Raw genomic sequence first — 24,881 nt, forward strand, 5'->3', positions numbered from 1 at the left:
GTGAGTTTCGACCTGCCGCGCAACGTCATCCTGCCGGTCGATGCCATCGACGTCAGGCTCGATCCCGGCCCACATCCGTTCGAGCGCGATAATGCCGAGGCGATCGCCGCAAACTGGCGGCGTGAGACCGCAGCCAAGCCGGCGCTTTTTGACGGCACCGTGGTGCTGCTTTCCGCTCTCAGCTATCGCGACAATCGCCTCGTCGGCCGCTGCCATGCGGTGCGTTATTCGACCTTCATGCTTTGGCGCAGCAATAGGCAGGTGCCTGGCGCCGAACATGCCTACGCGCACGCCATGCTGGTCGCCGGCGACAACGCGTTGGTGGCGATCCGCATGGCGCCGCATACGGTCAATGCCGGGCGCGTCTACTTCGCCGCCGGTTCGTTCGAGCCAACCGATTTCCACGACGGCCTTGTCGACGTCGACTTCAACATGATCCGCGAGGTGCGGGAAGAGACCGGCCTCGACCTATCAGGTGCGGCACGCGGCAGGCACCATTACGCCCTGTCGACGGCAAGCGGCACGGTGATCTTTCGCCGCTACCGCGAGACGGCCTCCGCCGACGACCTGGCACAGCGGATCAGCGCTTTCGTCGCCGCCGAGTCAGAGCCTGAAATCGAAGGCCCCGTCATCATCCGCAATGCCGCCGATCTGCCGGACGGGCTGATGCCGCATATGAGACCGCTGATCGAATGGCACTTTGCGAGCGAGCAAGGCTTCCGACTCTAACGTCGTAGCCTGCCTTCAATAGCCTTGCGGTCGTTGCGGGCGGCGACAAAATACAACAGCACGCCGAGACCCAGGAGCGCCCCCATCGCCGTTCCCATCGTCTGCCCAATTACCTGCTGGAAGTCAGCGGTGACGCGATCGGGATTCTCCATCCCATAAAGGATCAAATTCCACCAAAGCCCTGCCAAGGCGGCTTCGACGATCACAATCGCCAGAGCCAGTCGCGCTTTCTTGCTCATCCATTGTTCCCCCTTAGTCCCCAACAGCATTGTTATCATTGCAGAATGTGCTGCGACAAGGGCAGGTTGCATAAAAAATCGGCAGCGTCTGGAGGCGACACTTGCTGCAACGCCTACTCATGTCTCAGCGCGTCGATCGGGTTAAGCCGCGCGCCGCGCAGCGCCGGGAAGAAGCCGAACACCATTCCGATCAGCGCGGAGAAGCCGACCGCAAGCAGGATGACCGCCGGGCTTGGCGCAAACGGGATCGTCAGCGTCAGCGAGGCAAGGCCGGCAAGCGCCAGGCCGATCAGGATGCCGATGATGCCGCCAAGCAGCGACAGCACGGTTGCCTCGACCAGGAACTGGATGAGGATATGCTTTTCGTGGGCGCCGATGGCGAGCCTGATGCCGATCTCGCGCGTGCGCTCGGTTACCGACACCAGCATGATGTTCATGATGCCGATGCCGCCGACGAGCAGGCTGACGCCGGCGACGGCGCCGAGCATGCCAGTCATGGTGGTGGTCGCGCTGGCCATGGCATCGGCGATCTGGGTCATGTCGCGGATCGAGAAATCATCGTCACGGTCGGGCGTGATGCGGCGTGTGTCGCGCAAGATGTCCTCGACGCGCTGCTGCAGCACCGTGGTCAGCGTACGGTCGTCGGCGGCGACATAGATCGAGTCGATGTCGCGATTACCGGCAATGCGACGCTGATAGGCGGCAAGCGGCATCAGCACGACATTGTCCTGGTCCTGGCCGAAGCCGGTATAGCCCTTCGGTTCGAGCAGGCCGATGATCTTGCAGGAGGTGCGGTTGACGCGGATGATCTCGCCTTCGGGATCGCCGGCGCCGAAGAACTGCTGGCGCACCGTCTCGCCGACGAGGCAGACGCCGGTGCCGGAGCGGGTTTCCGAATCGCTGAAGGGGCGGCCCGAGACCAGCTTCCAGTCGCGGGCATCGAGATAGGCGCTGTCGGTGCCGGTGACGCCCGAGGTCAGGCTTTCGGTGCCGAAAATGACGCGCACCTGCTTTTGCGACGCCGGCGAGATGGCGCGCGCGCCGTCCAGGTGCGCGACAAGCGCGACGAAGTCCTTGTCGGCAAGAGGCCGGACCACCTGGTCGAGCCCTCCCGGGCCGCCGGGTCCGGCCGGCCGGCCGGAACGAATGACGAGCAGGTTGCTGCCGAGCTTGGAAATGTCGGACTTGACCTTCTCGGTGGTGCCCGAGCCGATGGTCAGCATGGCGATAACGGCGGCGACGCCGATGACGATGCCGAGCAGTGTCAGGAACGAGCGCAGCACGTTGCGGCGGATGGAGCGGAGCGAGAGGCGAACGGTTTCCCAGATCATGGCTAGGCCATCTCGAGATTGGCTGTGTCCGAGGCGACATGGCCATCGAGGAAACGGATCGTGCGCTGCGCACAGCCGGCAACATCGGCTTCGTGCGTGACCATCGCGATGGTCAGACCGAGCTCGGTATTCAACTGCGTCAGGAGCTCCATGATCTCGTGCGTGCGGGCGGTGTCGAGATTGCCGGTCGGTTCGTCGGCGACGAGCAGCGTCGGCCTGGTGACGATGGCGCGCGCGATCGCCACGCGCTGCTGCTGGCCGCCGGACAGCTCGGCCGGCGTATGATGCTCGCGGCCGATAAGGCCGACCTCGGCAAGTGCCTGCATGGCCAGGCCGCGGCGCTCGCGGGCACCGACGCCGCGATAGATCAGCGGCAGTTCGACATTCTCGGCCGCCGTGGTGCGCGGCAACAGATTATAGCCCTGGAAAACGAAGCCGACATAAAGATTGCGCAGCTGAGCACGGCGGTTGCGGTCGAGACGGCCGGCGTCGATGCCTTCGAAGCTGTAGGTCCCGGCCGTCGGCGTGTCGAGGCAGCCAATGATGTTCATGGCCGTCGATTTGCCCGAGCCGGACGGGCCCATGATGGCGACGAATTCGCCGCGCCTGATGGCGAGGTCGACGCCGGCCAGCGCATGCACCCGGGCTTCGCCCTGGCCATAGCTTTTGCAGACCTTGTCGAAGCCGATGAGGGTCGCGCCGGATGCCACGATCAGCTCCTCTGCTGCGAGGCGGTAATGACTTGCGCGCCTTCCTCGAGGCCGGAAACGATCTCGGTCAGTTCGCCATCTGTCGAGCCGACCTTGACGTTGACCGGATGCGGCCGCCCATTCTCCAGCACGTAGAGCGTGCGCGAGCCGTCGGTGGGCTTCGTCGCCGCCTGGCGCTGGCGGTTGCCTCCGGGGCGTCCCATGCGGCCAGTGAACAGGTCGGTGAGGCTCCAACCGCGCTCCGCCGTCTGCGCCGGCCGGTAGCGGAAGGCGATGGACGGCACGGTTAGCACGTTTTTGGCCTGCTTGGTGACGACCGAGACGGTGGCGGTCATGCCGGGCCGCAACAGAAGCTCGCTGTTGTCGACATCCAGCCTTGCATCGTAAGTGACGACGCCGTCGGTAGTGACCGAGGCATAGGAAATGTCGCGGATTTCGGCGTCGAATGGCCGTTCAGGGAACGCATCGACGGTGAAGCGCGCATGCTGGCCGGGTTTGACGGCGCCGATGTCGGCCTCGTCGACCGCAGCCTTCAGCTCCATGTTCTTCAGATCCGCTGCGATGACGAACAGCACCGGCGCCTGCAGCGACGAGGCGACCGTCTGGCCGGGGTCGACCGAGCGCGTCAATATGATGCCGTCGATGGGAGCGTAGATGGTGCTCTTGGCAAGATCCGTCTGCTGTGCCTTGAGATCGGCATTGGCCATGGCGAGGTTGGCTCTGGCGATATCGAGCGCCGCCTTCGAGCGGTCGCGCGTGGCGGTTGCCGCTTCAAGCGACTGGTCCGTCGCCATGCCGCGCTTGGTCAATTGCGCCGCGCGCACCAGGCCCTTTTCGTTTTCGGCCAGGGTCACGGTGGCGTCCTCGACGCTCGCCGCCGCCGCCTTGGCGGAGGCCTGGGCGCGCTCGATCTGGACCTCCAGCTTGGCAGTGTCGAGCGCGGCCAGCACATCGCCCTTCTTCACCAGCTGGTTCTCGTTGACCGAGACCGAGCGGACGACGCCGGAGAGTTCGCTGGAAATATCGACCTGGGTGAGGGGCTGCAGCGTGCCAGTAGCCGAAACCGCGACGGTAAGATCGGCCATGGCAGCCAGTGTCGTGGTATACTCGATCTTGGCGGGCGAGCCCGCGTACCACTCATAGCCGGCAAAAGCCGCGGCGACGGCAAGCAGTGCGAACACTGCGTAAAGCCAACCGCGACGGCGTTTTGTCTTCAGGCCCTGGTGGTCAAGCCCGAGCGCCGTCTCGATGGCGGAAGTGGAATCCGTCTTTGGCAGATTGACAATCTGGTCCACGCCGGACCCCTATGTTCAGTGATGTCCCATCAGTGCACAAATCAGGCCTAATGGTTCAAAATTCAAATTAAATTTCGCTCATGTTGGGAATGAGGCAGAGGACTTACTGAAATGCAGAAGCGGAATTACTTGCTTTACGACGTATTCACCACCACCCGGCTGGCCGGCAATCCGCTGGCCGTGGTACTCGACTGCGACGGGCTGGACGTTGCGGCGATGCAGGCGGTGGCGCGCGAGTTCAACCTGTCCGAAACCGTCTTCGTGCTGCCGCCCGACAACCCGAAGCACCGGGCCCGCATCCGAATCTTCACGCCTGACTATGAAATGCCGTTCGCCGGCCACCCAACTGTCGGCTCGGCGATAGCGCTCGCCGAAATGGCGGGAGAGGCCGCCGGCATCTTCGTGCTCGAGGAGAATATCGGGCCGGTGCGCTGCGCTGTCAGCAAGCACGATGGTTCGACCTTCGCCGAGTTCGACCTGGCAAAACTGCCGGCGCAGCTGGAATTGTCGGCCGATCCCGAGGCCATCGGCGCGGCCCTTGGCCTTGGGCCGCACGAGATCGGCTTCGAGAACCACCGCGTTTCATTCTGGTCGGCGGGCGTGCCCTACGTGACCATCCCCGTCGCTAATCTGGAGGCGGCTGCCCGGATCAGGCTGGACAACCAGGCGTGGTCGGAACTGGCACCACGCAAAAGCGAATGGGCCTTCGCCAGCCCCTATGTCTATTGCCGTGAGACGGTGCACCACGACAGTGCCTTCCATGTCCGCATGATGGTGCCCGGCAATCCGTCCTACGAAGACCCGGCGACCGGCTCGGCGGCGGCCGCGTTCGCCGGCGCGATCATGCATTTCGACGGCCCGACCGACGGCGTTTCACAACTGTGGATCGAGCAGGGGCTGGAGATGGGCCGGCCTTCGCGCATTCGCCTCGAACTGAATGTCGAAGGTGGCAAACTGACGGCCGCCCGCATCGGCGGCCATGCGGTCAAGGCGGCGGAAGGCAGGCTTTTCATCTGACCATGTGCGGCACTTGGGCAATTTGTCGGTAAATGAATCGGCAGGGCTGGACATGGCGGATGTCGGCGGCTATATGCCCGCCAACGCCGGTTTTTCCGGCCGAGTGGGTGCGTAGCTCAGTTGGTAGAGCAGCTGACTCTTAATCAGCGGGTCCACAGTTCAATCCTGTGCGCACCCACCAAAAATCTCCAGGATTTGGTGGAAAGACCTTAACGAGCCGCGGCGCGAGACGGCGTTTTGCCGTCGCACATGTCCGCCAGCGGCTGGTCGACTCGCCCGACTATTGGATAGTGGGCCTCAGATAGGTCAGGATTGCTCGCGTTATGGCTATCACGCGGTCGACGTTATCGAAGTTTGTTTTGCTTTTGCCAGCGATCCATTCGAGTTCAGGATGCCTGGGCAGTCGAAGTGCATGGCATAGCGCCTCGCCCGAGAGACCGCCCAGTCCAAAGGATGTAGGTTCATCGTCTGCGTAGTAAGGGAAGCGAAAATCCAGCCGGATCGGCCCACCATATCCAAGCTTTAGTTTCATCCCGACTAGAACCTCGTGGCCAAAAGCATCTTCCATCATGCCCCTAAAGCTGAGGTCACGAAGAAAATAATCGTGTGACGGTCTATCCAGCCCCATGGAACTCCACAGTCTCCACGTGTGTGCTTTAACTCCTTGTAATTCGTAAGTTTTCTGATCTCGGGGGTGAGGCGCGTGGGCGGATCCGCGTAGCCGGTCTCTTCTCTCCACTCCTCAGCCGCGTTGCGAAAACCCTCAAAAATCCGGACGGTTTCTGGATCCGCGGGTTCCTTGGAAAAGTAGGAAATCCGCTTTTGAGAAATCATCTTGCATAGGTCCTCGACCGAATGGCCTGATCGTTCAGCCCAATCCTCCGTGGCCAACATCCATGGTGAACTGTATGTGAGCCCCGCAAAGGCCCCAGCCTTCCGATCGAAATCGCGGACAATTCGCGCATAGATTTCGCGAATGCCATGCTTCGGGTCACGAAAAGGATATAGCGGTTCATTCATCGCAGCCGTCTGGTCCTTACTTCTCCGAAACACCAGCCTCGGCAAAACTTGCCATGCGGACATGGCATTCCAATGCCGAGCGGACGATGTTGACCGCCAGGCAGGCGCCGGAGCCTTCGCCGAGACGCATGCCGAGATCGAGCAGGGGCGGCAGGCCGAGCGCCTCCAACAGGCGGCGGTGGCCGGACTCGGCCGATACGTGAGCGGCCATGGTGTGGGCAAGGCCGGCGGGATGCAGCGCTGCCAAGGGTGCTGCGGCGGCGGTGCAGACGAAGCCGTCGAGCAGCACCGGCACGCCCAGGTGGCGCGCCGCCAACGTTGCGCCCAAGATCGCCGCAAGCTCGCGGCCGCCGAGGGTGGCCGCTAGCTTCAGCGGATCGGCCAGCGCCGTGGCGTGGCGCTTGAGGCCGGCCTCGATGGCGACGATCTTTCGCACAAGGCCGGCATCGTCGACGCCGGTGCCACGCCCGGTCCATCTTTCCGCTCCGCCGCCGAACAGAGCGGTCGAGATGGCCGCCGCCGGCGTGGTGTTGCCGATACCCATTTCGCCGAAGCAGACAAGGTCGAGTTCCCTGCTGATCGCGTCGTAGCCTGCCGAGACGGCGGCGAGGAAGGCCTCGTCGTCCATCGCCGCGTCTTGCGTGAAATCGCCGGTCGGACGGTCGAGGTCGAGCGGGATAACATCGAGATCGGCGCCGGCGATGCGGGCAAGCTGGTTGATGGCGGCGCCGCCGCCGGCGAAATTCGCCACCATCTGCACGGTGACTTCCGACGGGAAGGCCGACACGCCTTGCGTGGTGACGCCGTGGTTGCCGGCGAAGACGAAGACCTTGACGCGGTCGAGCTTTGGCATGTCGCGGCCCTGCCAGCGCGCCAGCCAGGCGGCTATCGTCTCCAGTCGGCCGAGGCTGCCTTGCGGCTTGGTCAGCGTGTCCTGACGGCGGGCGACGGCATTGGCCGCGGTGTCGCTGCCGTTGGGCAGGTCAAGGCAGGCGGCGCGCAGTTCATCGAGCGATTTGAAAGGCATGGGGACAAAATCTCCGAAACAGAGTCAGGAAAGGGAAACGGAAGCGACGATCAGGATTGCGATCTCGCCGAGCTGCTGGAGGGCACCGACAGTGTCGCCGGTCTGGCCGCCGATCTGGCTGATGCACAGCGCGCGGAAGGCGGCAAACAAAAGCGCAAGCAGGATGAGCGCGAAGATAGCAGCGCCGAACCCAAGCGCCAGCAGCGCGACCGCACCGAGTACGGCACCGATGCCAGCGGTCTCAGTCGTAACCAAGCCTGCTTCGGCCGAGAGGCCGTCGCTGCGAGCCGGCGGCAAAAGGTGCATGAAGGCGCCGAGCAGGCCGCGCGAAGCGGCATGCGCGGCTATGAGGGCCCAGAACACGTAGACCGGGCCGGCGAGTTCGGCGAGCACGGTCCAGCGGATCAGCAGCGAGACAGCAAGTGCACAAGCGCCGTAGGCACCGATGCGGCTGTCGCGCATGATCTCCAGCTTTCTGTCGCGTGTCTTGCCGCCGCCAAAACCGTCGGCGACATCCGAAAGCCCGTCCTCATGCAGACAGCCGGTGGCGAGCAAGATCGCGGCAAGGGTCAATGCGGCGGCAGACCCTCCGGCCAGGCCGAGCCTTGTCCCGATGGCGTAGACCAGCGCACCGGCCAGAGCGACGGCGAGGCCGGCCACGGGCGCCGCCCAGATCGCGGCAGCAAGGCTACGGACGCGGAAGTCGGTTCTCGGCAGCGGCAGCCGGGTGAAGAAGACGAGGCAAAGCGCGATGTCCTCGAAAATCTGCCGTTGCGAGGCCTTCATCCACCCCTCGCAATGGCATGGAAGAAGGTGCCGCTGACATGGCCGCGCCGGTAGCCGGAGGCGCCGAGCGGATTGCCTTGCCCATCGGCGAGGTCGGCCAGCGGCTCGTCATTGCCGGTCGCGATCATCTGCGCATAATGGAATTCGTGGCCGCGGATCAGCGTGCCGTGGCTGCCGAGCGGGCACCCGGAACGCAGCCGCGCCTCGCGGTAGCCGAGATTCATCTTGCGCTTGGCGAAGCTGGTCGAATGACCGAGCAGGCCAAGCATTCGATGCGTCTCGCCCGACGCGTCCTCGAGCGCCTCGCCGAGCACCATGAAGCCGCCGCACTCACCATGCACCGGCCGCGTAGCGGCGAACCGCGCCATGCCGGCTCTGAAATTCGCCGCGGCGGCGAGGCGACCGGCGTGAAGCTCGGGATAGCCGCCGGGCAGCCAACAGACATCGCAATTGTCGCCTGGTGCTTCGTCGGCGAGTGGCGAGAAGGGAATAATCTCGGCGCCGGCCTTGCGCCAATGCATGGCGACATGCGGATAGAGGAAGCTGAAGGCGGCGTCCTCGGCAAGTGCAATGCGCTGGCCGGGGGGCGGCAGCGCGTCGCCGAAATTGCCCGGCGCGGGCGTGAATGGCGCCGCCAGCGCCATGATGGCGTCGAGGTCGAGCGAGCGCTCGACCATGTCGGCCAGCCGGTCGAGGTGCGCCATCAGATTCTCATATTCGCCGGCCTGGACGAGGCCGAGATGGCGTTCGGGCAGGTTGAGCGAGGGATCGCGCAAGATAGCGCCGACGACAGGCAGCCCGAGTGCCTCGATGGCATCGCCGCATAGCCGGCCGTGGCGCTCGCTGCCGAGCCGGTTGAGCACGACCCCCGCCATGCGCACATCCGGATCGTAGGTGGCAAAACCCTTGGCGACGGCCGCTGCCGTGGTCGACTGGCCGGAAACGTCGAGCACCAGCAGCACCGGCAGGCCGTAGAGCCGGGCAAGGTCGGCAGCCGAGCCGGACCGTCCTGGAGCAGCCGGAATCCCGTCGAACAGGCCCATGGCGCTTTCGAGAAAGATAAATTCGGCATCCTCGTTCGCTTCACCAGCCAGCGCGTTGAGCAGGGCAGGCGGCATTGCCCAACTGTCGAGATTGACGCCGGACAGGCCGGTGGCTGCGGCGTGGAAGCCGGGATCGATATAGTCCGGGCCGGATTTGGCGCCGCGCACCTTCAGGCCGCGCCGGGCGAGCGCGCGCAGAATGCCGATGGTGACGCTGGTTTTGCCCGAGCCCGAGCGCGGCGCGCCGATGATGATGGCGCGGGTCATGACTCACCCGCCAATGCCGCGCGCATCGCGACGATGCCGCCAACGACGATCAGCGCCGGCGAGGTCAGACCGGCGGCCGCTGCCTCTTCCGCAATGGTGGCGAGCGTGGCGACGACGATCCGTTCCTGCGGTGTCGTCGCAGCGACAATTACCGCGGCGGGCGTCGAAGGCGCCAGCGCGCCCTCAAGCAGCGAGGCGGCGATCAGCGGCAGATTGGCCATGCCCATATAGATGACCACCGGCTGGCCGGTACGGGCGATGGCCGCCCAGTCGAGATCGTCATCGGTGCCGGCGGCGTGACCGGTCGCCAGGATCAGCGCCTTGTTGATGCCGCGCATGGTGCCGGGAATGCCGGTGGCGGCCAGCGCGCTGAGGCCGGACGTCAGGCCAGGCAGGATGTGGAACGGGATGGTTTCCCCGGCCAGCGCCAGCGCCTCTTCGCCGCCACGCCCGAAAATATAGGGGTCGCCGCCCTTCAGCCTGACGACGCGCCGGCCCTCGCGCGCCAGCCGGACCAGCAGAGCGGTGATGTCGTCCTGCTTCATCGATGGTTTGCCACCGCGCTTGCCGGCATAGAACAGTTCCGCGCCCTCGGCGACGGCGACGACTTCGGGCGAGACCAGCGCGTCATAAACCAGCGCGTCGCACTGTCCGAGGGCGGCCAGCACTTCCAGCGTCAGGCAGCCGGGATCGCCAGGGCCGGCGCCGGCCAGCCAGACATGTCCGGGCTCCAGCTGGCGCGGCTTGAAGTTCAGCCGGGTGAGCGCCTGCTCGACAGTAGTGTTTCTATTGCTGCCGCTCACGATCCGTCTCGTCCGCGAAAACGCCGCTGGTAGTGGGCGTCGTAAAGTGAACTTTCACTAAAATCTTCCGCCGCCAGCGAGCGGCCGACGAAGATGATCGCCGTGCGTTCCATAGGATCCGCGCCTAGCTGCGCCTCAATGGTCGCCAGCGTGCCGGTCAACACCCGCTCGTCCGGCCAGGAGGCGCGGAAGACGATCGCGACTGGGCAGTCGGCGCCGTAGTAGGGCGTCAGCTCGGCGACGACGCGGTCGACAGCGTGGATGGCGAGGTGGATGGCGAGCGTGGCGCCGGTGCGGCCGAAGCCGGCCAGTGTTTCTCCGGGCGGCATTTTCGAGGCGCGGCCGGAGATGCGGGTCAGCACCAGGCTTTGCGCGACTTCCGGAATGGTCAGCTCGCGGCGCAGCGCGGCGGCCGCGGCGGCAAAAGACGGCACGCCCGGCGTCAGCGTGTAAGGGATGCCGTGCTTTTCCAGCCGGCGGATCTGCTCGGCAACGGCGCTCCACACGGAAAGGTCGCCTGAATGGAGGCGGGTGACATCATGGCCGGCCGCGTGGGCTGCCAGATATTCGGCCTCGATCTCGTCGAGTGACATCGGCGCGGTGTCGATCAACATCGTTCCGGGCGCGCAGTGCTGCAACAGCTCCGGCGCGACGATCGATCCGGCATAGAGGCAGACGGGACAACTGCCGAGCAGACGGCTCCCGCGCAAGGTGATCAGATCGGCGGCACCCGGGCCGGCGCCGATGAAATGGACGGTCATACCGCATCTCCGCTGATGGCGATGGCGCAGGTGACAGCACCGAGCACGGTGCGTGGTCCGAGCAGTTTTGCGCCTTTGCCGGCGGCGGCAAGCGCGGAGGCTTCGGAAACCGACGGCGTGCCGGCGTGCTCCTGTGATAGGTTGGAGTGGCTGGTTGTAGATGCAGCTTTGAGTTCGTCCTGCTCGACAACGATCACCGGAAGGCGGAGTTCGCGTCCGGCGGCGAAGATTGCCGCTTCATCCTGCTTGAGAGACGCGGTCGCGAGCGCCGAAAGCGCGGGCAGGGCAAGCCCGTGCGCCTCCAGCGCGGTTTCTACCGCAGCAAGCACGTCGCGTGCGCTGACGCCTTTGCGGCTGCCGATGCCCGCGACCATCATGGCTTCACCCAGCTCCATTGGGTGACCGGCATAGCCGGCCGCCAAGCCTGCATCGAACCGACCGGCGAAGCACGGGATATGGCGATGCGGGTGAGCTCGCCGCCGAGCGCAGCGTGACGGGAAAGCAGCAGTGCCTCCATCTCCAGCGTCACCGCGTTGGCGACGAGGCGGCCGCCGGCGGGTAAGGCATCGATGGCTCTTTCCAGCACGCCGGCATCGCTGCCGCCGCCGCCGATGAAGATCGCCGCCGGCGTTTCCAGTCCGGCAAGAGCTTGCGGTGCCGAACCTTCAACGACGGCGAGACCGGGAACGCCGCAGGCCGCGGCGTTGTGTCGGATGCGCGCGGCGCGGGCCGGATCGGCTTCGACGGCGATGGCGCGCATGGAGGGATGCGCGAGCATCCATTCGACGCCGATGGAGCCGGAGCCGGCGCCAATGTCCCACAGCAGTTCGCCGCGCCTTGGCGCGAGAGCGGACAGGGTGACGGCGCGCACTTCGCGCTTGGTGATCTGGCCGTCGTGCTCGAACAAATGATCGGCAAGGCCCGATGTCAGTGGCAGGACGCGTGCTTGCGGGGTCGAATCAACTTCGATTGCGAGCACGTTGAGTGGGTTGATCTTTTCGAGGTCGAAAGCGCCGGCGTTCGCCGAGCGCAGCCTTTCGTTCTGCCCACCCAGCGCCTCCAGAACCGTCAACCGCGAGGCGCCGAAGCCGAGTTCGGTCATGAGACGGGCAATCGCTTCCGGTGCATCGCTATCCGAGGTCAGCGCCAGAATGCGGGTGCAAGGATGCAGCAACGGCCGGATCAGGTCGAGCGGGCGGCCATGCAGCGAAATGGTCTCGACGTCCTGTAGCGCCCAGCCCAAGCGTGAGGCGGCCAGCGAGAAGGCCGAGGGCGCGGGGATCACCCGCATATCCTCCGCCGCGACCTTGCGGGCGAGGGTGACGCCGACACCGTGGTAGAAGGGATCGCCGGAGGCCAGCACGCAGACGCGTCTGCCGGAGAGCGCCAGCACGTCGCGCATTTCGGCATCGAAAGGCGTCGGCCAGGCGCGCGCTTCACCTTTGGCGAGCGATGCGACGAGGGCCAGGTGGCGCTTGCCGCCGAAAACGAATTCGGCACCCGCGATCAACTGCTTGGCCTCGTCGCCGAGACCCGCTACACCGTCCTCGCCGATGCCGATGATCGTGAGCCATTTTGGAGTGAGCACGGCGGCGCGCGGACCTTCAGCAGGCATGATGACCCACCGCATTCTGATCCTCGGCGGAACCACCGAAGCCCGGCAGGTGGCCGGAATACTCTCGGTGCGCTCCGATCTCGCGATTACGCTGTCGCTGGCCGGCCGCACTGAAAACCCGGCCGCGCAAGGCGTGCCGGTGCGGGTTGGCGGCTTTGGTGGCGTCGACGGGCTGGCGTTGTATCTCCACGAGACGGACGTCGACCTGCTGATCGACGCCACGCATCCCTATGCGGCGCAGATCTCCGCCAATGCGGCGGAAGCAGCGCGCCGATCCGGCGTGCCGATCGTTGCGCTCAAGCGCCCAGGCTGGGAGCCTGCCGAAGGTGACCAGTGGACGCTGGTCGACGGTGTTACCAGCTCGGTGACGGCGCTGGGATCGGCGCAGCGCCGCGTGTTCCTGGCGCTCGGACGGCAGGAGATCACTGCCTTCGAGGCTGCACCCCAGCACCACTATCTCATCCGTAGCGTCGATCCGGTCGAACCAAGACTTACTGTGCCCGACGCGACCTATCTCTTGGCGCGCGGGCCGTTCCAGGAGCCGGACGAACACTCGCTGCTTCAAGAGCACCGCATCGATGTCGTCGTTTCCAAAAACAGCGGCGGCGAAGCGACCTACGGCAAGATCGCCGCAGCGCGGGCGCTCGGCATCGAGGTGGTCATGATCCGCAGGCCGGCGTTGCCGGACGTCACGTCGGCTGAGACGGTCGAATCTCTTGCCGCGATGGTCGATCATTTTCTGGTCGGTCATGTTCTTGGGCCCGCTGCCGACCGTGGCGTATAGACCAGCGCTGGCTTTTCACCGCGCTTGATGATCCGGGTTTCCGGCGAGCCGATGATGATGCAGGTGGCCATATCGGCCTTTTGCGCGTCGGCTTCCGCCAGCAAGAAAACTTCGATGCGCTCGTCGGGACGGCCGGCGGCGCGACCGAAGATCACCGGCGTGGTGCCGGGCAGGATCGCGGCAAGGCACTCGAAGGCGCGGCCAAGCTGCCAGGGGCGTGCCTTGCTGATCGGATTGTAGAGTGCGATGACGAAGCCGGCGCCCGCTGCCGCCAGCAGGCGCAGCTCGATCAAATCCCACGGCTTCAGATTGTCTGACAGCGAGATGGCGCAGAAATCATGGCCGAGCGGCGCGCCGATGCGGGCGGCGACGGCGAGCATGGCGGTGATGCCAGGCACGATGGCGATGTCGACCGCGCGCCACTCGACCGGCCCCGCCTCGATCGCCTCGCAGACGGCCGCCGCCATGGCGAAGACGCCGGGATCGCCGCCCGATACGACCGCGACATCGTGGCCTTCCGCAGCCTTCAGCAGCGCGTCCCTGGAGCGCGTTAGCTCCTCGCGATTGTCGGAAGCGACGCGAATCTGGTCGGGACGCAGATCAAGCCGGTCAAGATAAGGCTTGTAGCCGTAGAAGAATTTCGCCTCGGCGACGGCCCGGCTCGCTTCCGGCGTCACCTGGTCGGCGTTGCCAGGCCCCAGGCCGATGACGGTTAGGCGGCCGCTCATGCTTCGGCTCCCAATGCGCTTGGCCGCCCCGACCAGCCGGCGACCAGCACGATGGCGAAATAAGGCGCCTGGTCGTCCTTTTTGTCGGCGAGCCGCATCGAGACGCCGCCCGGCATGGTGCCGCGCTCGACATAGATGGCCCGTGCCAGCTTGTCGGTCGCCTCCAGCGCACGCCTGATCTTGGGCAAGTTGCGGCCGACCTTCATGATTACGGCGGCATCGGTGTCGGCGAGGCGGCGCGTCAGCTCGAATTCGCTCATCGTGCCCGGCAACACAGTCAGCACGTCGTCGCCCTGGACGATCGGTAGGCCGGTCGCCGACCAGCAGCCGGACATGGCGGTGACGCCGGGAATGACTTCGGTCGGAAAGCGATGCGCCAGCCTGACATGCAGATGCATGTAGGAGCCGTAGAAAAGCGGGTCGCCTTCCGAGAGCACCGCAACCATCCTGCCGGCGCTGAGGTGCTCGGCAACCTTTTCGGCCGACTGCTCGTAGAAATCGGTGATCTGCGAGCGGTAGTCGCCGTGGTCCTTGTCGAGCTCGGTGGTCACCGGATAGAGCAGCGGCAACTCTATCAAATCAGCGCGAAAATGGGCTCCGACGATGGCGCGCGCGTTGCTGTTGTTGCCGCGCTTGGCGAAATGCGCAACGACATCGGCCTCCGCCAGCGCGCGCACTGCCTTCAGCGTCAAAAGTTCTGGGTCGCCAGGACCGGTGCCAACGCCGACCAGCCGACCTCTTACGATCGCATTCATAGGCCCGGCCTCGCCAAAGCGTTGAGCGCGGCGGCGGTCATGGCGCTGCCGCCCAGCCGGCCGCGCACGATGGCGAAGGGCACGCCATAGGAATTTTCGGCCAGCGCATCCTTCGATTCGGCGGCACCGACAAACCCGACCGGCATACCGATGATCGCCGCCGGCTTCGGCGCACCATCGCGCAGCTTTTCCAGCAGATAAAACAGGGCGGTCGGCGCATTGCCGATCGCGACAACCGAACCCGCCATGCGCTCGCCCCACAGGTCGATCGCCGCGGCCGAGCGGGTGTTGCCGATTTTTCTCGCGATGTCGGCGGTCCGCGGATCGCGCAGCGTGCAGGTCACTTCGTTGCCGGCCGGCAGCCGCGCGCGCGTGACGCCATGCGAGACCATCTGTGCGTCGCAGAAAATCGGCGCGCCGGCGCTCAACGCTGTGCGCGCGGCGGCGACGAAATCGCTGGAGAAAACGAAATGCCGCGCAGCCTCGACCTGGCCGCAGGCATGGATCATGCGGATGGCGACATCGGCCTCGGCTTCGGAAAAGCGCGACAGGTCGGCCTCGGCGCGGATGATGGCGAAGGAGCGCTCATAGATCGCCGTGCCATCATGAATATAGTCGTAGGTGATGGGGTTCTGGGCGGGCATGCTCATTCCTGTCGGTAAGCTTTGACGACGCCGGCCGTGCCAAGCCTTGCCAGACAGGCGGCGGCAGTCTCGCCTCGAAGTCGTTTTCTGCGGATTGCCGCTGCAATGCCGCCGATGCCGTGCGCAGCGTCGTCCCCCGGCCTGTATCCGGCGGGCAATGCCTTAGCCGTCCCGTCCACGACAAGTCCGGCTCCGTTTTCGCCGCCGACCAATGTCAGCGCCGCCGGACCGGCATGGGCGCAGCCCTTGGCGCAGCCGGAGATGTGCAGCGTCAAGGAAGAATCGAAGATGTCGCGGTTTTCGAGGGCGATGATCTCGGCGATTTCGCGCGTCGCGATGCGGCCAGAGGCACAGGCGGGAGCACCCGGGCAAGCGGCGATTTTCGTGCGCGGGTCGGCGGCGTCGGTGACGAAGCCGAGGGTTGCGGCGGCTTGGTGGAGCGGCGGGCAGGCCGCTGGCGCGAGGCCGAGGAAAACCAGCGCGCGGCCCGGCGCTAGGCGGATTTCGGTGGCGCCAAGGGCCAGCGCGCTCTGCGCGAGAGCGATGATCTGGTTCGCCGGCATGCTGCCGAAGGGTAGGCCGATGCCGAGGGCGGTTCCGGCTGCAGCCAAGTCGAAAACTCCGATGGGCCGGCGATCCTTCGCGCCCCCCTCTGTCCTGCCGGACATCTCCCCCACTTGGGGGGAGATCGGCAGCTTCGCCGGTGGCTCACTCTTAGCATCCTTATCGATTGGCGAAAGCTGAGATGAGGGCGCAATCTCCCCCCAAGTGGGGGAGATGTCCGGCAGGACAGAGGGGGGCGCGAAGGATCGCCAATTTGCTAGAGATCTCAGCTGTCTTTCTGTCAAATCCCGCGCATGGGCATCGCGCCCCTTTTCGGCAACCATCCTTAGGATCGCAACGGCGATGTCGCAGGCCGCATCTTCCTCGGCCATAATGAGTAGGATCGCAGTCTGACCGTCGCCGGCGATAGCCACCTGCCATTGCGTCCCCGCATCGGTCCGCACCGCAGCCAGCCTGGCATCGGCCGTCACTGCATCCAAGGTCAGCTGTCCGCCACCGTCGACAATCACCGAGACCTTCGGGCCAAGACGCTGCGTGACGCCGGCGCCCTCGATTGCCGCCCGAATCCGCTCCGCTAGCGGGCGCGGATCGGCGATTTCCTCCGGGTCGAGCCCGGCCAGCGGACCAGTCTCGACCGGCACGCCGGTGCGAACGGCAACACCCAGCGCATCGACCTCCATCGCCAGCAGCCGGGCGCTTTCGGGCGTCAGGCCGCGTATCTGCAAGCTGCCGCGGGCGGTCACTTCCATAATGCCGTTGCCGTGGCGCAGGGCGGATTCGCAGAGTCCGATCAACGACTTCGGCAACAGTCCTCCAGCGACCGGATTGAGCCGCACCAGCAGCCCGTCGCCGGTTTGCATCGGTGCCGACAAAGCAGGGCAGGCGCTGCGTCGGGAGAAAGCGTTCATGCCGCCACCCCAAGCGCCTGGGCTTCGGCAATCAGTGCGGCGAGATCGTCATCGATCGAATTGCGCAGCGGATGCCACAGACCGCGCCGTCGTGCCGACATGAAACGTTCGGCCATGACCTTCGCCGCCGACGGGTTCTCGCGCAGGATGAAGGCGCGGACAACGGGGTCGCCCAGATAGGCGTCGTGCACGGCCTCGATCAGCGCGCCAGATATGGCATGAGTGGTCTCGGCAAAGCCGACAAGCCGGTCGACCGTCTCGGCGAATTCCGAGGCGCCGCGCGGCCCGTGGCGCATCTGGCCGGCAATGAAGCGCGGATTGACGGCGCGTGCCCGTACGACGCGGGATACGGCGTCCCCAACCGAGCGTGGCTTGGGCTTTTGCGGATCCGTGGTGTCGAGCACGATCACGTCAGCGTTTTTGCCGAGCGCGGCAAGCGCTGCCGAAAAGCCGCCGATAAAGGCGACGTCGGCCGAGCCTTCGAGGATGTCGCGGCCGGGATCGTCGCCGGTATGAACCAGAAGGTCGGCCTCAGCGATGCGGCCCTCAAAAGCGCCGGGCGCCGAAATGCCTTCGCCCTCGGCGCCGCCATAGGCATGCGAGGTGGCGGCGAGATAGGCGCGGCCGATCTCTTCGCGCGCGGCCCAGTCGCCGCTTGATAGCAAGTCCTCGATGCCGGCGCCGTAAGTGCCGGGCGAGGTGCCGAATATGCGCGGGCTGATCTTGCCGTCTGCACGGGTTCTCGCCGCCAGCGGGTTTTCCGAATCGTCCTCGTCGCGGGTCGCGACGGCGTTGGCGGCGGCATCGATCAGCGCGATCTGGGTTGGGAACATGTCGCGGAACAGGCCGGATATGCGCCAGGTGACGTCGACGCGCGGGCGGCCGAGCGTTGCCGGCGGCAGCACCTCGATGCCGGTGATGCGGCCGGTGGCGGAATCCCATTGCGGCCGGCAGCCCATCAGCGCCAGGCCTTGCGCGATCTCCTCACCGCCGGTGCGCAGCGAGGCCGAGCCCCAGAGGTCGATGACCAGCGAGCGCGGCCAGTCGCCATGCGATTGCATGTAGCTGCGGACGACTTCTTCCGCTGCCACCTTGCCCAGATCATAGGCGGTCGGCGTCGGCATGGTGCGTGGGTCGGCGGTAAACAAATTGCGGCCGGTGGGCAGCACATCGCGCCGGCCACGCGCCGGTGCACCGGCCGGACCGGCGGCGACATGGCGGCCGTCGAGGGCCGCGATGAGTGCTACTTTCTCGGCTGCCGCACTCTGCTCGCGCAAAGGATCGGTTTCGCCCTCAGGCGAGCGACCGTAGATATGCAGGCCGTCCTTGATGGCGAAATCCTTGAGATCGCAGAGCCAGGCGTCGATGCGGCGCAAGGCTTCGTCGGCTGCGTCGGTCCTGGCGACGCCGGCCTCTGAGGCGAGGCCGGTCTTTTCCGCAGTCTCGACGATCAGCTTCGCCAGGCGGTCGCGGCGGCGGCGGTCGAGCCCGTCGGCCTGGGCATATTCGTCAACCAGTCGCTCGAGTTTATGCTGCTCTTCGTCCAGCCCGGCGCCGGTCAGCGGCGGCGGCAGATGGCCAAGCGTGACGGCGGCAATGCGTCGCTTGGCTTGTGCTGCCTCGCCGGGGTTGGAGACGATGAAAGGATAAATGACGGGCAGGGGGCCGGTGACGATTTCGGGAAAGCAGTTTTCGCTGAGCGCCACGGTCTTGCCGGGCAGCCACTCCAGCGTGCCGTGGGCGCCGACATGGATAATTGCATGGATGCCGAGCGACTTACGCAGCCACAAGCCAAAGGCGATCAGTGCATGGCGCGGCGGCAGTGTCGGGTCGTGATAGTCGGCGCGGCGGTCGGCTGAGCGCCCGCGATCAGGGGCGAGGGCTACGGTGATATTGCCGAAGGTGGCGGCGCGGAAGGGGAATTTTGCGGTGGTGGGCGCTTGGACACCCCCCTCTGCCCTGCCGGACATCTCCCCTTCAAGGGGGGAGATTGGCAGTTCGGCTGCCGGCTCTCCCTTAACGCCCTTGGTAGTTGGCGAAAGCAGAGACAACAGCGCAATCTCCCCCCTTGAAGGGGAGATGTCCGGCAGCACAGAGGGGGGTGCCTCGCGCGAACCTGTCTCATCATCCGTATTCCCCCATGCGGCCTCCACCGCAGCGATGGCCGCCGGCGGCAATTCCTTCGAGAAGGTCAGATAATCCTGCAAAGCCAGTCCCTGGTCGGCTGGCTCCAGCACCTCCAGCAACTGACGCGGCGTTTGCGGAATCCCTTCAACGGCGTAGCCCTGTTCGCTCAGGTCGTGCAGCATCGCCAGCACGCTGGACGGCACGTCGAGACCGACGGCATAGCCGGTGCGGCCGGGCGCGCTCGGATAGTCGGGGATCAGGATGGCGAGCTTGCGCTCCGCACGCGGCGTCCGCTGCAGACGCACGAAGGCCTCGATACGGTTCGCGACCTGCGCCACGCGGTCAGGCTCTGGCCGGTTGGCGAAGGCGCGGAAGGCCAATGCCGGATCGATCTCGCTTTCGCTCTTGAAGGAAATGGCGCCGGCCAGGATGCGGCCGTCGAGCTCGGGCAGGACGACATGCATGGCAAGGTCGGCGGGCGCCAGGCCGCGCTGGTTGTTCTGCCAGATGTCGCGGCGGGTGGTCGCGACGACGACCTGGAACACCGGCACTCCGGCGCGGTCGAACAGCGTCTCGACGCCGGGTTCGGCGCCCGAGGCGAAAGCTGTGGCGGTGATGATGGCGGCAGGGTTCAGCGCGGCAAACGCGGTTTCGACAAAGGCGAGCGATGCCGGGTCCTTGAGGCTGGAGACGAAAATAGGCACGGGAACCATGCCGCGTGCGCCCAGCGCTTCGAAAAGCGCGTCGATGGGCGCGACATCGGCGGCGAGCAGCATCGAGCGGTAGAACAGGATGGGGATGATGGGGGCGGGTTCGGCGGACGGTAGGTTTAGGCTGCGTTCCGTCGCGCCCCCCTCTGTCCGGCAGGACAGAGGGGGGCGCGAAGGAATGCCGACGCTTGATAAGTCCATTCTTTCTATAACGCCGCGTCCCGGCTCGTAAAATCCCGCCTTTGGCACGCTGACAGGTTCAGCGACCGCCGCACCCGATCCGGCGAGACTTGCCAACCTCTGCACCAGCGCCGTCATATTCGCCGGGCCACCTTCGCGGAAATAGTCGAGCAGACCATCAAGTTCCTGGCGCGGCAGCGTCGAGCCTTCGATCAGCCGCAAATCCTCGTCGTGGCTCTCGCCCGGTAGGAGCGCCAGCTTAATACCGCGATTTCGCGCGACAACGGCAAGCTGGTCGCAGCCGTAGCGCCACCAGTCGTAACCGCCGAGGATGCGGACCAGGACGACCTTGGCGTGGCGGGCGACGCTGTCGATCCAGAGGTCGACGGACATCGGGTGGCGCAGGTCGCGCAAGGCGGCGAGCCGCATCGACGGCAGGCGGTCCGCATCTGCCTTCCACGCCGCCGCCAGCCCGGCGAGGTCGCTGTCGGTGAGGGACAGCGCCACGACATCCGCAGGCGTTTGCCTGAGATCGACAGGCTCGGCGAGATCGTCGAGCGAGGCGGATGTGGTGGTGAGGATGTGCATCGCGGCTCGTACCTGGGATCAGCCGGCGAGGATACGCTCGATCGCCGGGCGGTTCAGCCCTTTCAGGCCGATGACGACGAGGCGCGAGCGGCGATCGTCTTCAGCGGTCCAGGCGCGGTCGTAATAGTGGTTGACGCGCGGACCGACGGCCTGCAGCAAGAGCCGCATCGGCTTGCCGCCGACGTCGACGAAACCCTTGACGCGCAATACGTTTTCTTCCTCCGCCGCCGTGGCGACGCGTTGTGCCAGCTCGTCCGGGTCGGACACCGACGCAATGTCGATGACGAACGAGTCAAAGTCGTCATGTTCGTGGTCGAGCTCGTCGTCGTGATGGGTCTTGCGGTTCTCGATGTCGTCCTCGACGGCGAGACCAAGGCCGAGCAGCACCGACGGATCGACCTTGCCTTGCGAGGTCGGCACGATCTTCACCGCCCGCGCAACATGCTTGCCGATGACGGCATTGGCGCGCGCCGCGCCGGCTGCGTCCAGCAGGTCGCTCTTCGACAGGATGATCAGGTCGGCACAAGCGAGCTGGTCTTCGAACACCTCCTCGACAGGATCGTCATGGTCGAGCGTCTCGTCCTGCGCGCGCTGCGCCTGCAGGGCGTCCATGTCGTTGGCAACGCGGCCATCAGCCAGCGCCGGCCCGTCGACGACGGCGATGACGCCATCGACCGTGACGCGGCTTTTCACCGACGGCCACTGGAAGGCCTGGACCAGCGGCTTGGGCAGGGCCAGCCCGGACGTCTCGATCAGGATGTGGTCGACCTTCGGCGTCAGCGACAGGATCTGGTCGAGCGCGGGGACAAAGTCGTCGGCGACAGTGCAGCAGATGCAGCCATTGGCCAGCTCGACGATGTTTTCCTCGGGGCAAGTGTCGATGCCGCAGCCCTTCAGGATCTCGCCGTCGATGCCGATATCGCCGAACTCGTTGACGATGATGGCCAGGCGCTTGCCTTTGGCGTTTTCGAGCAAATGGCGGATCAGCGTCGTCTTGCCGGCGCCGAGAAAGCCGGTGACGACGGTGCAGGGGACGCGCGAAACGTTGGCGGCCGAATCTGGGGAAGTCATATCAAGTCCTTCAAAAGGTCGAGGGGAGGGATGCGGGCAACCAAGCCGCGCTTCAGGCAATCGGGACGGCCGCGCCACGGAATGAGGCCGTCCGTCGAAGTAGCGAACAGCTTTGCCCCCGTCACCAGATCGGTGCCGCTGGTCGTGGTCAGGTCGCCGAAGACATAGCTCCAGCAGCCGTCGCGCAGCATCGCGGCGCTGAGCCGGCGCTTGCAATTGCCGAGGCATTCGACGGTGCGGATTTTAATGTTTTCGCTGGAAGCGGCGCGGCGCGTGTGCTCGGCGAGCAGTTCGCCGGCGCGGGGATAAGCGTCCGAACCGGTCTCGTCACGGCAGGACGAGCAGACGATGACGGTAACGCCGGCCGGGGAATCACCATGGCCGGACAATAAATCCGCTGTCTCAGCCGGAAAACTGCTGTCGCGTTCCAAATCAGGCTCCTTGCCCGGAAAACCCGCCAGGCGATCGGATTCTTATGTCCTAGACGGCAGGTCTCCTGGCTCGCGGGTCATCGCCTGGGTGCCGCCTTCCCGGGAATATCCCAGTGGTTTTCGGCCTTGGCTCGTCGCTTACAGTTGCGGGGACAGCCGCGGATTTGAAATCGAGATTTCGCACCGCATTCCCTCTTGGCCCTTGCCGTTGCGGGCAGGGGACCGTCTGGAACGGATTTAGGCTTGTGAAGGCAGTCGTGTCAACGCACGTCTATGACGCGGCGATATCTGCGAGCGGCTGGCCGAGGTCGCCGGCAGCCGTCACCTCGATGCGCTCGAGCCCGAGCCAACCCTGCATCTGCTTCAATTCCTCGAAAAGGGCGGCGGCAGTTTGCGGCGGGGCGCCGGGCTCCGAATAGGCGGCATGGACGCGCAATACGCCGGCCGGGCGGTCGGCCCTGAGGTCGACGCGCCCGACGATGCTGTCGCCGAGCAGGAACGGCAGCACATAATAGCCATACTGGCGCTTTTCGGCCGGCGTGTAGATCTCGATGCGGTAGTGGAAGTCGAACAACCGCTCGGTGCGCGACCGCTCGAAGACGACGGGATCGAACGGCGCAAGCAAGGCGCGCGCCTCGATCCTGCGCGGCAAACGGGCGTCCTTGTGGAGATAGGCTGTTTTGCTCCAGCCTTCGACGCTCACCGGCAACAGGTCGCCAGCCTCGACCAGTTCCTCGATGCGGCCCTTGATGTCGGCGGGCGAGAGGCGGAAATAGTCGCGCAGATCGCCCGCCGTGGCGACGCCATGGGCGCGGGCGGAGATGCGCAGCAGTTCGCGGTGGGCGTCCGCGGGGGACGGAACTGGCAAAGCGAGTACCGTTGGCGGCAGCACGCGCTCCGGCAGATCGTAGAACCGCTCGAAACCACGCCGGTGCGCCGTGGTGATGCGGCCCGCCCAGAACAGCCATTCGAAGGCATGCTTGGCATGGCTCCAGCCCCACCAGCCGCCCGAGCCCTTCTGGCCTTCGAAAGCCGACGCCGCGATCGGGCCTCGTTCAGCGACCTCGCGATAGATGTCCTCAATGTAGGCGGCGTGCTCGCGGCCCCATTTTGCCAGTCCGCTGTACATTTCCTCGCCGCGCTCGGCCCGCCGCATGCGCCAGCGCATCAGCGGATAGGTCTCGACGGGCAAGAACGAGGCTTCATGCGCCCAATATTCGAAGACCATGCGCTTGCGTGTCACCGCGGCGTCGTCGAGCAGCGCCAGCTTGTAGGGGCCAAGCCGCGAATAGAGCGGCATATAATGGGCGCGAACCACGGCGCTGACGGAATCGATCTGCAGCAGGCCGGTACGTGCAAGCACCCGGGCCAGATGCCGGCGGTCAGGCGTGCCGCTGGGGCGCGGGTCATTGAATCCCTGTGCCGCAAGCGCAATGCGACGGGCCAGGGCAAGCGAGATTTTTTCCTTCATGAAGGCGGTATCCGGACGATGTTAGACAGAGAAAATGACCTGCGATTCCGCCCCATGCTAGCAAGGTTTTGGCGGTATCTATGTCAGGAGAGAAAAGTGGAGTGAAAAGTGAAGGAAATCAAACAGGAGCGGATCGGACCAGTTTTCCCGGATATGCCGTCCAGCACCGCGATTTGAACAAGGTTTGACTTGCTTCGCCGAAAGCGCTGCGCTAACCCTCGCCGCGTTGCAGCATAGAGCCCCCTTAAAACGGTTCAGTGGTTAATCTGTCACGCTTCCGCAAGTGGGTCCGGTGCTGTAATCAGAGTGGATTGGCCGCCAACGGAAAACTGCAGCATGAACGCACTTTTAGGTTCGTACCTGCCCATCGTCCTGTTCATCGGCGTGGCGCTGGTCGTCGGCCTGGCGCTGCTCGCCGCACCGTTCCTGGTGGCTTACCGCAACCCCGATCCGGAAAAGCTTTCCGCCTATGAGTGCGGCTTCAACTCGTTCGACGACGCCCGCATGAAGTTCGACATCCGCTTCTACCTGGTGTCGATCCTGTTCATCATCTTCGATCTGGAGGTGGCCTTCCTGTTTCCTTGGGCAGTGTCGTTCAGTCAGATCGGCATGCTCGGTTTCTGGTCGATGATGGTGTTTTTGGCGGTGCTGACCATCGGCTTTGCCTATGAATGGAAAAAAGGAGCGCTGGAATGGGATTGAACGACAGTTCCGGCACGCTCGTCGCGCCGAAGCCCAAGGGCCTCATCGACCCCAACACCGGCAGACCGGTGGGGGAGGATGATCCGTTCTTCCTGGAGATCAACAACGAACTCGCCGACAAGGGTTTTCTCGTCACTTCGACCGAGGCGCTGATCACCTGGGCGCGCAGCGGCTCGTTGATGTTCATGACCTTTGGCCTCGCCTGCTGCGCCGTCGAGATGATCCACACCTCGATGCCACGCTACGACAGCGAGCGTTTCGGTGTCGCGCCGCGCGCGTCTCCGCGCCAGTCCGACATCATGATCGTCGCCGGCACGCTGACCAACAAGATGGCGCCGGCGCTGCGCAAGGTCTACGACCAGATGCCGGAGCCGCGCTACGTCATCTCGATGGGCTCCTGTGCCAATGGCGGCGGCTATTATCATTATTCCTATTCGGTGGTGCGCGGCTGCGACCGCATCGTGCCGGTCGACATCTACGTGCCCGGCTGCCCACCGAGCGCTGAAGCGCTGCTCTACGGCATCCTTCTGCTGCAGAAGAAGATCCGCCGCACCGGCACGATCGAACGGTGAGCG

At 65.3% G+C, this 24,881-nt stretch carries 25 protein-coding genes, 1 tRNA gene and 1 riboswitch; of the genes, 6 read left to right on the plus strand and 20 right to left on the minus strand.

Annotated features, from left to right (window positions below):
* On the plus strand, positions 1–729 hold the full coding sequence (locus NKI50_RS00695; RefSeq protein WP_023720772.1) for a hypothetical protein: 729 nt from the start codon (positions 1–3) through the stop codon (positions 727–729).
* Here NKI50_RS00695 and NKI50_RS00700 read toward each other — a convergent pair.
* From NKI50_RS00700 to NKI50_RS00715, 4 genes are all read right to left on the minus strand, one after another.
* Positions 726–968, minus strand: a complete 243-nt coding sequence (locus tag NKI50_RS00700; RefSeq protein WP_023720771.1) for a hypothetical protein — start codon at positions 966–968, stop codon at positions 726–728. The genes NKI50_RS00695 and NKI50_RS00700 overlap by 4 nt on opposite strands.
* 113 nt (positions 969–1,081) lie before the next feature.
* Positions 1,082–2,299: an ABC transporter permease gene (locus NKI50_RS00705; protein WP_352639668.1), complete on the minus strand. Its 1,218-nt coding sequence runs from the start codon at positions 2,297–2,299 to the stop codon at positions 1,082–1,084.
* Positions 2,300–2,301: 2 nt separating this feature from the next.
* Positions 2,302–3,009, minus strand: coding sequence for an ABC transporter ATP-binding protein (locus NKI50_RS00710; protein WP_352495192.1), 708 nt, complete (start codon positions 3,007–3,009; stop codon positions 2,302–2,304).
* A 2-nt stretch (positions 3,010–3,011) separates the two neighbouring features.
* Positions 3,012–4,304: an efflux RND transporter periplasmic adaptor subunit gene (locus NKI50_RS00715; protein ID WP_352639666.1), complete on the minus strand. Its 1,293-nt coding sequence runs from the start codon at positions 4,302–4,304 to the stop codon at positions 3,012–3,014.
* A gap of 111 nt (positions 4,305–4,415) precedes the next feature.
* On the opposite strand from NKI50_RS00715, the gene NKI50_RS00720 reads away from it, so the two are divergent.
* Together NKI50_RS00720 and NKI50_RS00725 are read left to right on the plus strand one after the other, a co-directional pair.
* Positions 4,416–5,321: a PhzF family phenazine biosynthesis protein gene (locus NKI50_RS00720; protein ID WP_352639664.1), complete on the plus strand. Its 906-nt coding sequence runs from the start codon at positions 4,416–4,418 to the stop codon at positions 5,319–5,321.
* Positions 5,322–5,426: 105 nt separating this feature from the next.
* Positions 5,427–5,502 (plus strand) — tRNA-Lys (locus NKI50_RS00725).
* A gap of 386 nt (positions 5,503–5,888) precedes the next feature.
* Here the strand turns inward: NKI50_RS00725 and NKI50_RS00730 are convergent.
* Genes NKI50_RS00730 through cbiE form a run of 8 tightly spaced genes read right to left on the minus strand, consistent with a single transcriptional unit; the run spans position 5,889 to position 12,643 of the window.
* Positions 5,889–6,341, minus strand: a complete 453-nt coding sequence (locus NKI50_RS00730; RefSeq protein ID WP_352639644.1) for a hypothetical protein — start codon at positions 6,339–6,341, stop codon at positions 5,889–5,891.
* A gap of 16 nt (positions 6,342–6,357) precedes the next feature.
* Positions 6,358–7,368 carry a nicotinate-nucleotide--dimethylbenzimidazole phosphoribosyltransferase gene (gene cobT / locus NKI50_RS00735; protein WP_352639642.1) on the minus strand — a complete coding sequence of 337 codons (1,011 nt, stop codon included), beginning with the start codon at positions 7,366–7,368 and terminating at the stop codon, positions 6,358–6,360.
* 24 nt (positions 7,369–7,392) lie between these two features.
* Entirely contained in the window at positions 7,393–8,154 is a 762-nt protein-coding gene (cobS, locus tag NKI50_RS00740; RefSeq protein ID WP_352639640.1) for an adenosylcobinamide-GDP ribazoletransferase, read from the minus strand.
* Positions 8,151–9,464 carry a cobyrinic acid a,c-diamide synthase CobB gene (locus NKI50_RS00745; protein ID WP_023720764.1) on the minus strand — a complete coding sequence of 438 codons (1,314 nt, stop codon included), beginning with the start codon at positions 9,462–9,464 and terminating at the stop codon, positions 8,151–8,153. Before NKI50_RS00745 ends, cobS begins: the two co-directional genes overlap by 4 nt.
* Positions 9,461–10,267 (minus strand): uroporphyrinogen-III C-methyltransferase, encoded by an 807-nt coding sequence (gene cobA / locus NKI50_RS00750; protein ID WP_023720763.1) that lies wholly within the window; start codon positions 10,265–10,267, stop codon positions 9,461–9,463. The genes NKI50_RS00745 and cobA overlap by 4 nt, the downstream gene beginning before the upstream one ends.
* Positions 10,264–11,028, minus strand: a complete 765-nt coding sequence (cobM, locus tag NKI50_RS00755; RefSeq protein WP_352639638.1) for a precorrin-4 C(11)-methyltransferase — start codon at positions 11,026–11,028, stop codon at positions 10,264–10,266. The genes cobA and cobM overlap by 4 nt, the downstream gene beginning before the upstream one ends.
* Positions 11,025–11,405, minus strand: coding sequence for a cobalamin biosynthesis protein (locus NKI50_RS00760; protein ID WP_023720761.1), 381 nt, complete (start codon positions 11,403–11,405; stop codon positions 11,025–11,027). Before NKI50_RS00760 ends, cobM begins: the two co-directional genes overlap by 4 nt.
* Positions 11,402–12,643 (minus strand): precorrin-6y C5,15-methyltransferase (decarboxylating) subunit CbiE, encoded by a 1,242-nt coding sequence (cbiE, locus tag NKI50_RS00765; RefSeq protein WP_352483035.1) that lies wholly within the window; start codon positions 12,641–12,643, stop codon positions 11,402–11,404. Before cbiE ends, NKI50_RS00760 begins: the two co-directional genes overlap by 4 nt.
* A gap of 1 nt (position 12,644) precedes the next feature.
* Between cbiE and NKI50_RS00770 the strand changes: the two genes are divergently transcribed.
* Complete coding sequence (locus NKI50_RS00770; RefSeq protein WP_023720759.1) at positions 12,645–13,427, plus strand: cobalt-precorrin-6A reductase; 783 nt, start codon at positions 12,645–12,647, stop codon at positions 13,425–13,427.
* Here the strand turns inward: NKI50_RS00770 and NKI50_RS00775 are convergent.
* The 8 genes from NKI50_RS00775 to NKI50_RS00810 all read right to left on the minus strand — a co-directional run bounded on the left by NKI50_RS00775 (position 13,391) and on the right by NKI50_RS00810 (position 23,604).
* Positions 13,391–14,155, minus strand: coding sequence for a precorrin-3B C(17)-methyltransferase (locus NKI50_RS00775; RefSeq protein WP_352715072.1), 765 nt, complete (start codon positions 14,153–14,155; stop codon positions 13,391–13,393). The genes NKI50_RS00770 and NKI50_RS00775 overlap by 37 nt on opposite strands.
* On the minus strand, positions 14,152–14,910 hold the full coding sequence (locus NKI50_RS00780) for a precorrin-2 C(20)-methyltransferase (protein WP_352715075.1): 759 nt from the start codon (positions 14,908–14,910) through the stop codon (positions 14,152–14,154). Before NKI50_RS00780 ends, NKI50_RS00775 begins: the two co-directional genes overlap by 4 nt.
* A complete protein-coding gene (locus NKI50_RS00785; protein ID WP_352483039.1) occupies positions 14,907–15,560 on the minus strand; it encodes a precorrin-8X methylmutase in 654 nt (217 codons plus the stop codon). Before NKI50_RS00785 ends, NKI50_RS00780 begins: the two co-directional genes overlap by 4 nt.
* Positions 15,557–17,026, minus strand: a complete 1,470-nt coding sequence (gene cobG, locus NKI50_RS00790; protein ID WP_352483040.1) for a precorrin-3B synthase — start codon at positions 17,024–17,026, stop codon at positions 15,557–15,559. Before cobG ends, NKI50_RS00785 begins: the two co-directional genes overlap by 4 nt.
* Complete coding sequence (locus tag NKI50_RS00795) at positions 17,023–20,631, minus strand: cobaltochelatase subunit CobN (RefSeq protein ID WP_352639631.1); 3,609 nt, start codon at positions 20,629–20,631, stop codon at positions 17,023–17,025. The genes cobG and NKI50_RS00795 overlap by 4 nt, the downstream gene beginning before the upstream one ends.
* Positions 20,632–20,649: 18 nt before the next feature.
* The gene (cobW, locus tag NKI50_RS00800; RefSeq protein ID WP_023720753.1) at positions 20,650–21,702 is read right to left on the minus strand and encodes a cobalamin biosynthesis protein CobW; all 1,053 of its coding nucleotides are present in this window, start codon (positions 21,700–21,702) and stop codon (positions 20,650–20,652) included.
* The gene (locus NKI50_RS00805) at positions 21,699–22,133 is read right to left on the minus strand and encodes a DUF1636 family protein (RefSeq protein WP_023720752.1); all 435 of its coding nucleotides are present in this window, start codon (positions 22,131–22,133) and stop codon (positions 21,699–21,701) included. Before NKI50_RS00805 ends, cobW begins: the two co-directional genes overlap by 4 nt.
* A 38-nt stretch (positions 22,134–22,171) precedes the next feature.
* Positions 22,172–22,375, minus strand: a riboswitch (cobalamin riboswitch).
* A 29-nt stretch (positions 22,376–22,404) separates the two neighbouring features.
* Positions 22,405–23,604: a winged helix-turn-helix domain-containing protein gene (locus NKI50_RS00810; RefSeq protein WP_023720751.1), complete on the minus strand. Its 1,200-nt coding sequence runs from the start codon at positions 23,602–23,604 to the stop codon at positions 22,405–22,407.
* A 336-nt stretch (positions 23,605–23,940) separates the two neighbouring features.
* Here NKI50_RS00810 and NKI50_RS00815 point away from each other — a divergent pair, with 336 nt between their 5' ends.
* Both NKI50_RS00815 and NKI50_RS00820 read left to right on the plus strand, forming a co-directional pair.
* On the plus strand, positions 23,941–24,306 hold the full coding sequence (locus NKI50_RS00815) for an NADH-quinone oxidoreductase subunit A (protein ID WP_023720750.1): 366 nt from the start codon (positions 23,941–23,943) through the stop codon (positions 24,304–24,306).
* Positions 24,297–24,878, plus strand: coding sequence for a NuoB/complex I 20 kDa subunit family protein (locus tag NKI50_RS00820; RefSeq protein WP_023720749.1), 582 nt, complete (start codon positions 24,297–24,299; stop codon positions 24,876–24,878). The genes NKI50_RS00815 and NKI50_RS00820 overlap by 10 nt, the downstream gene beginning before the upstream one ends.
* The last annotated feature ends 3 nt before the right edge of the window (positions 24,879–24,881 follow it).

It is taken from the genome of Mesorhizobium sp. M0563 (genome assembly GCF_040321065.1).
Taxonomy (GTDB): domain Bacteria; phylum Pseudomonadota; class Alphaproteobacteria; order Rhizobiales; family Rhizobiaceae; genus Mesorhizobium.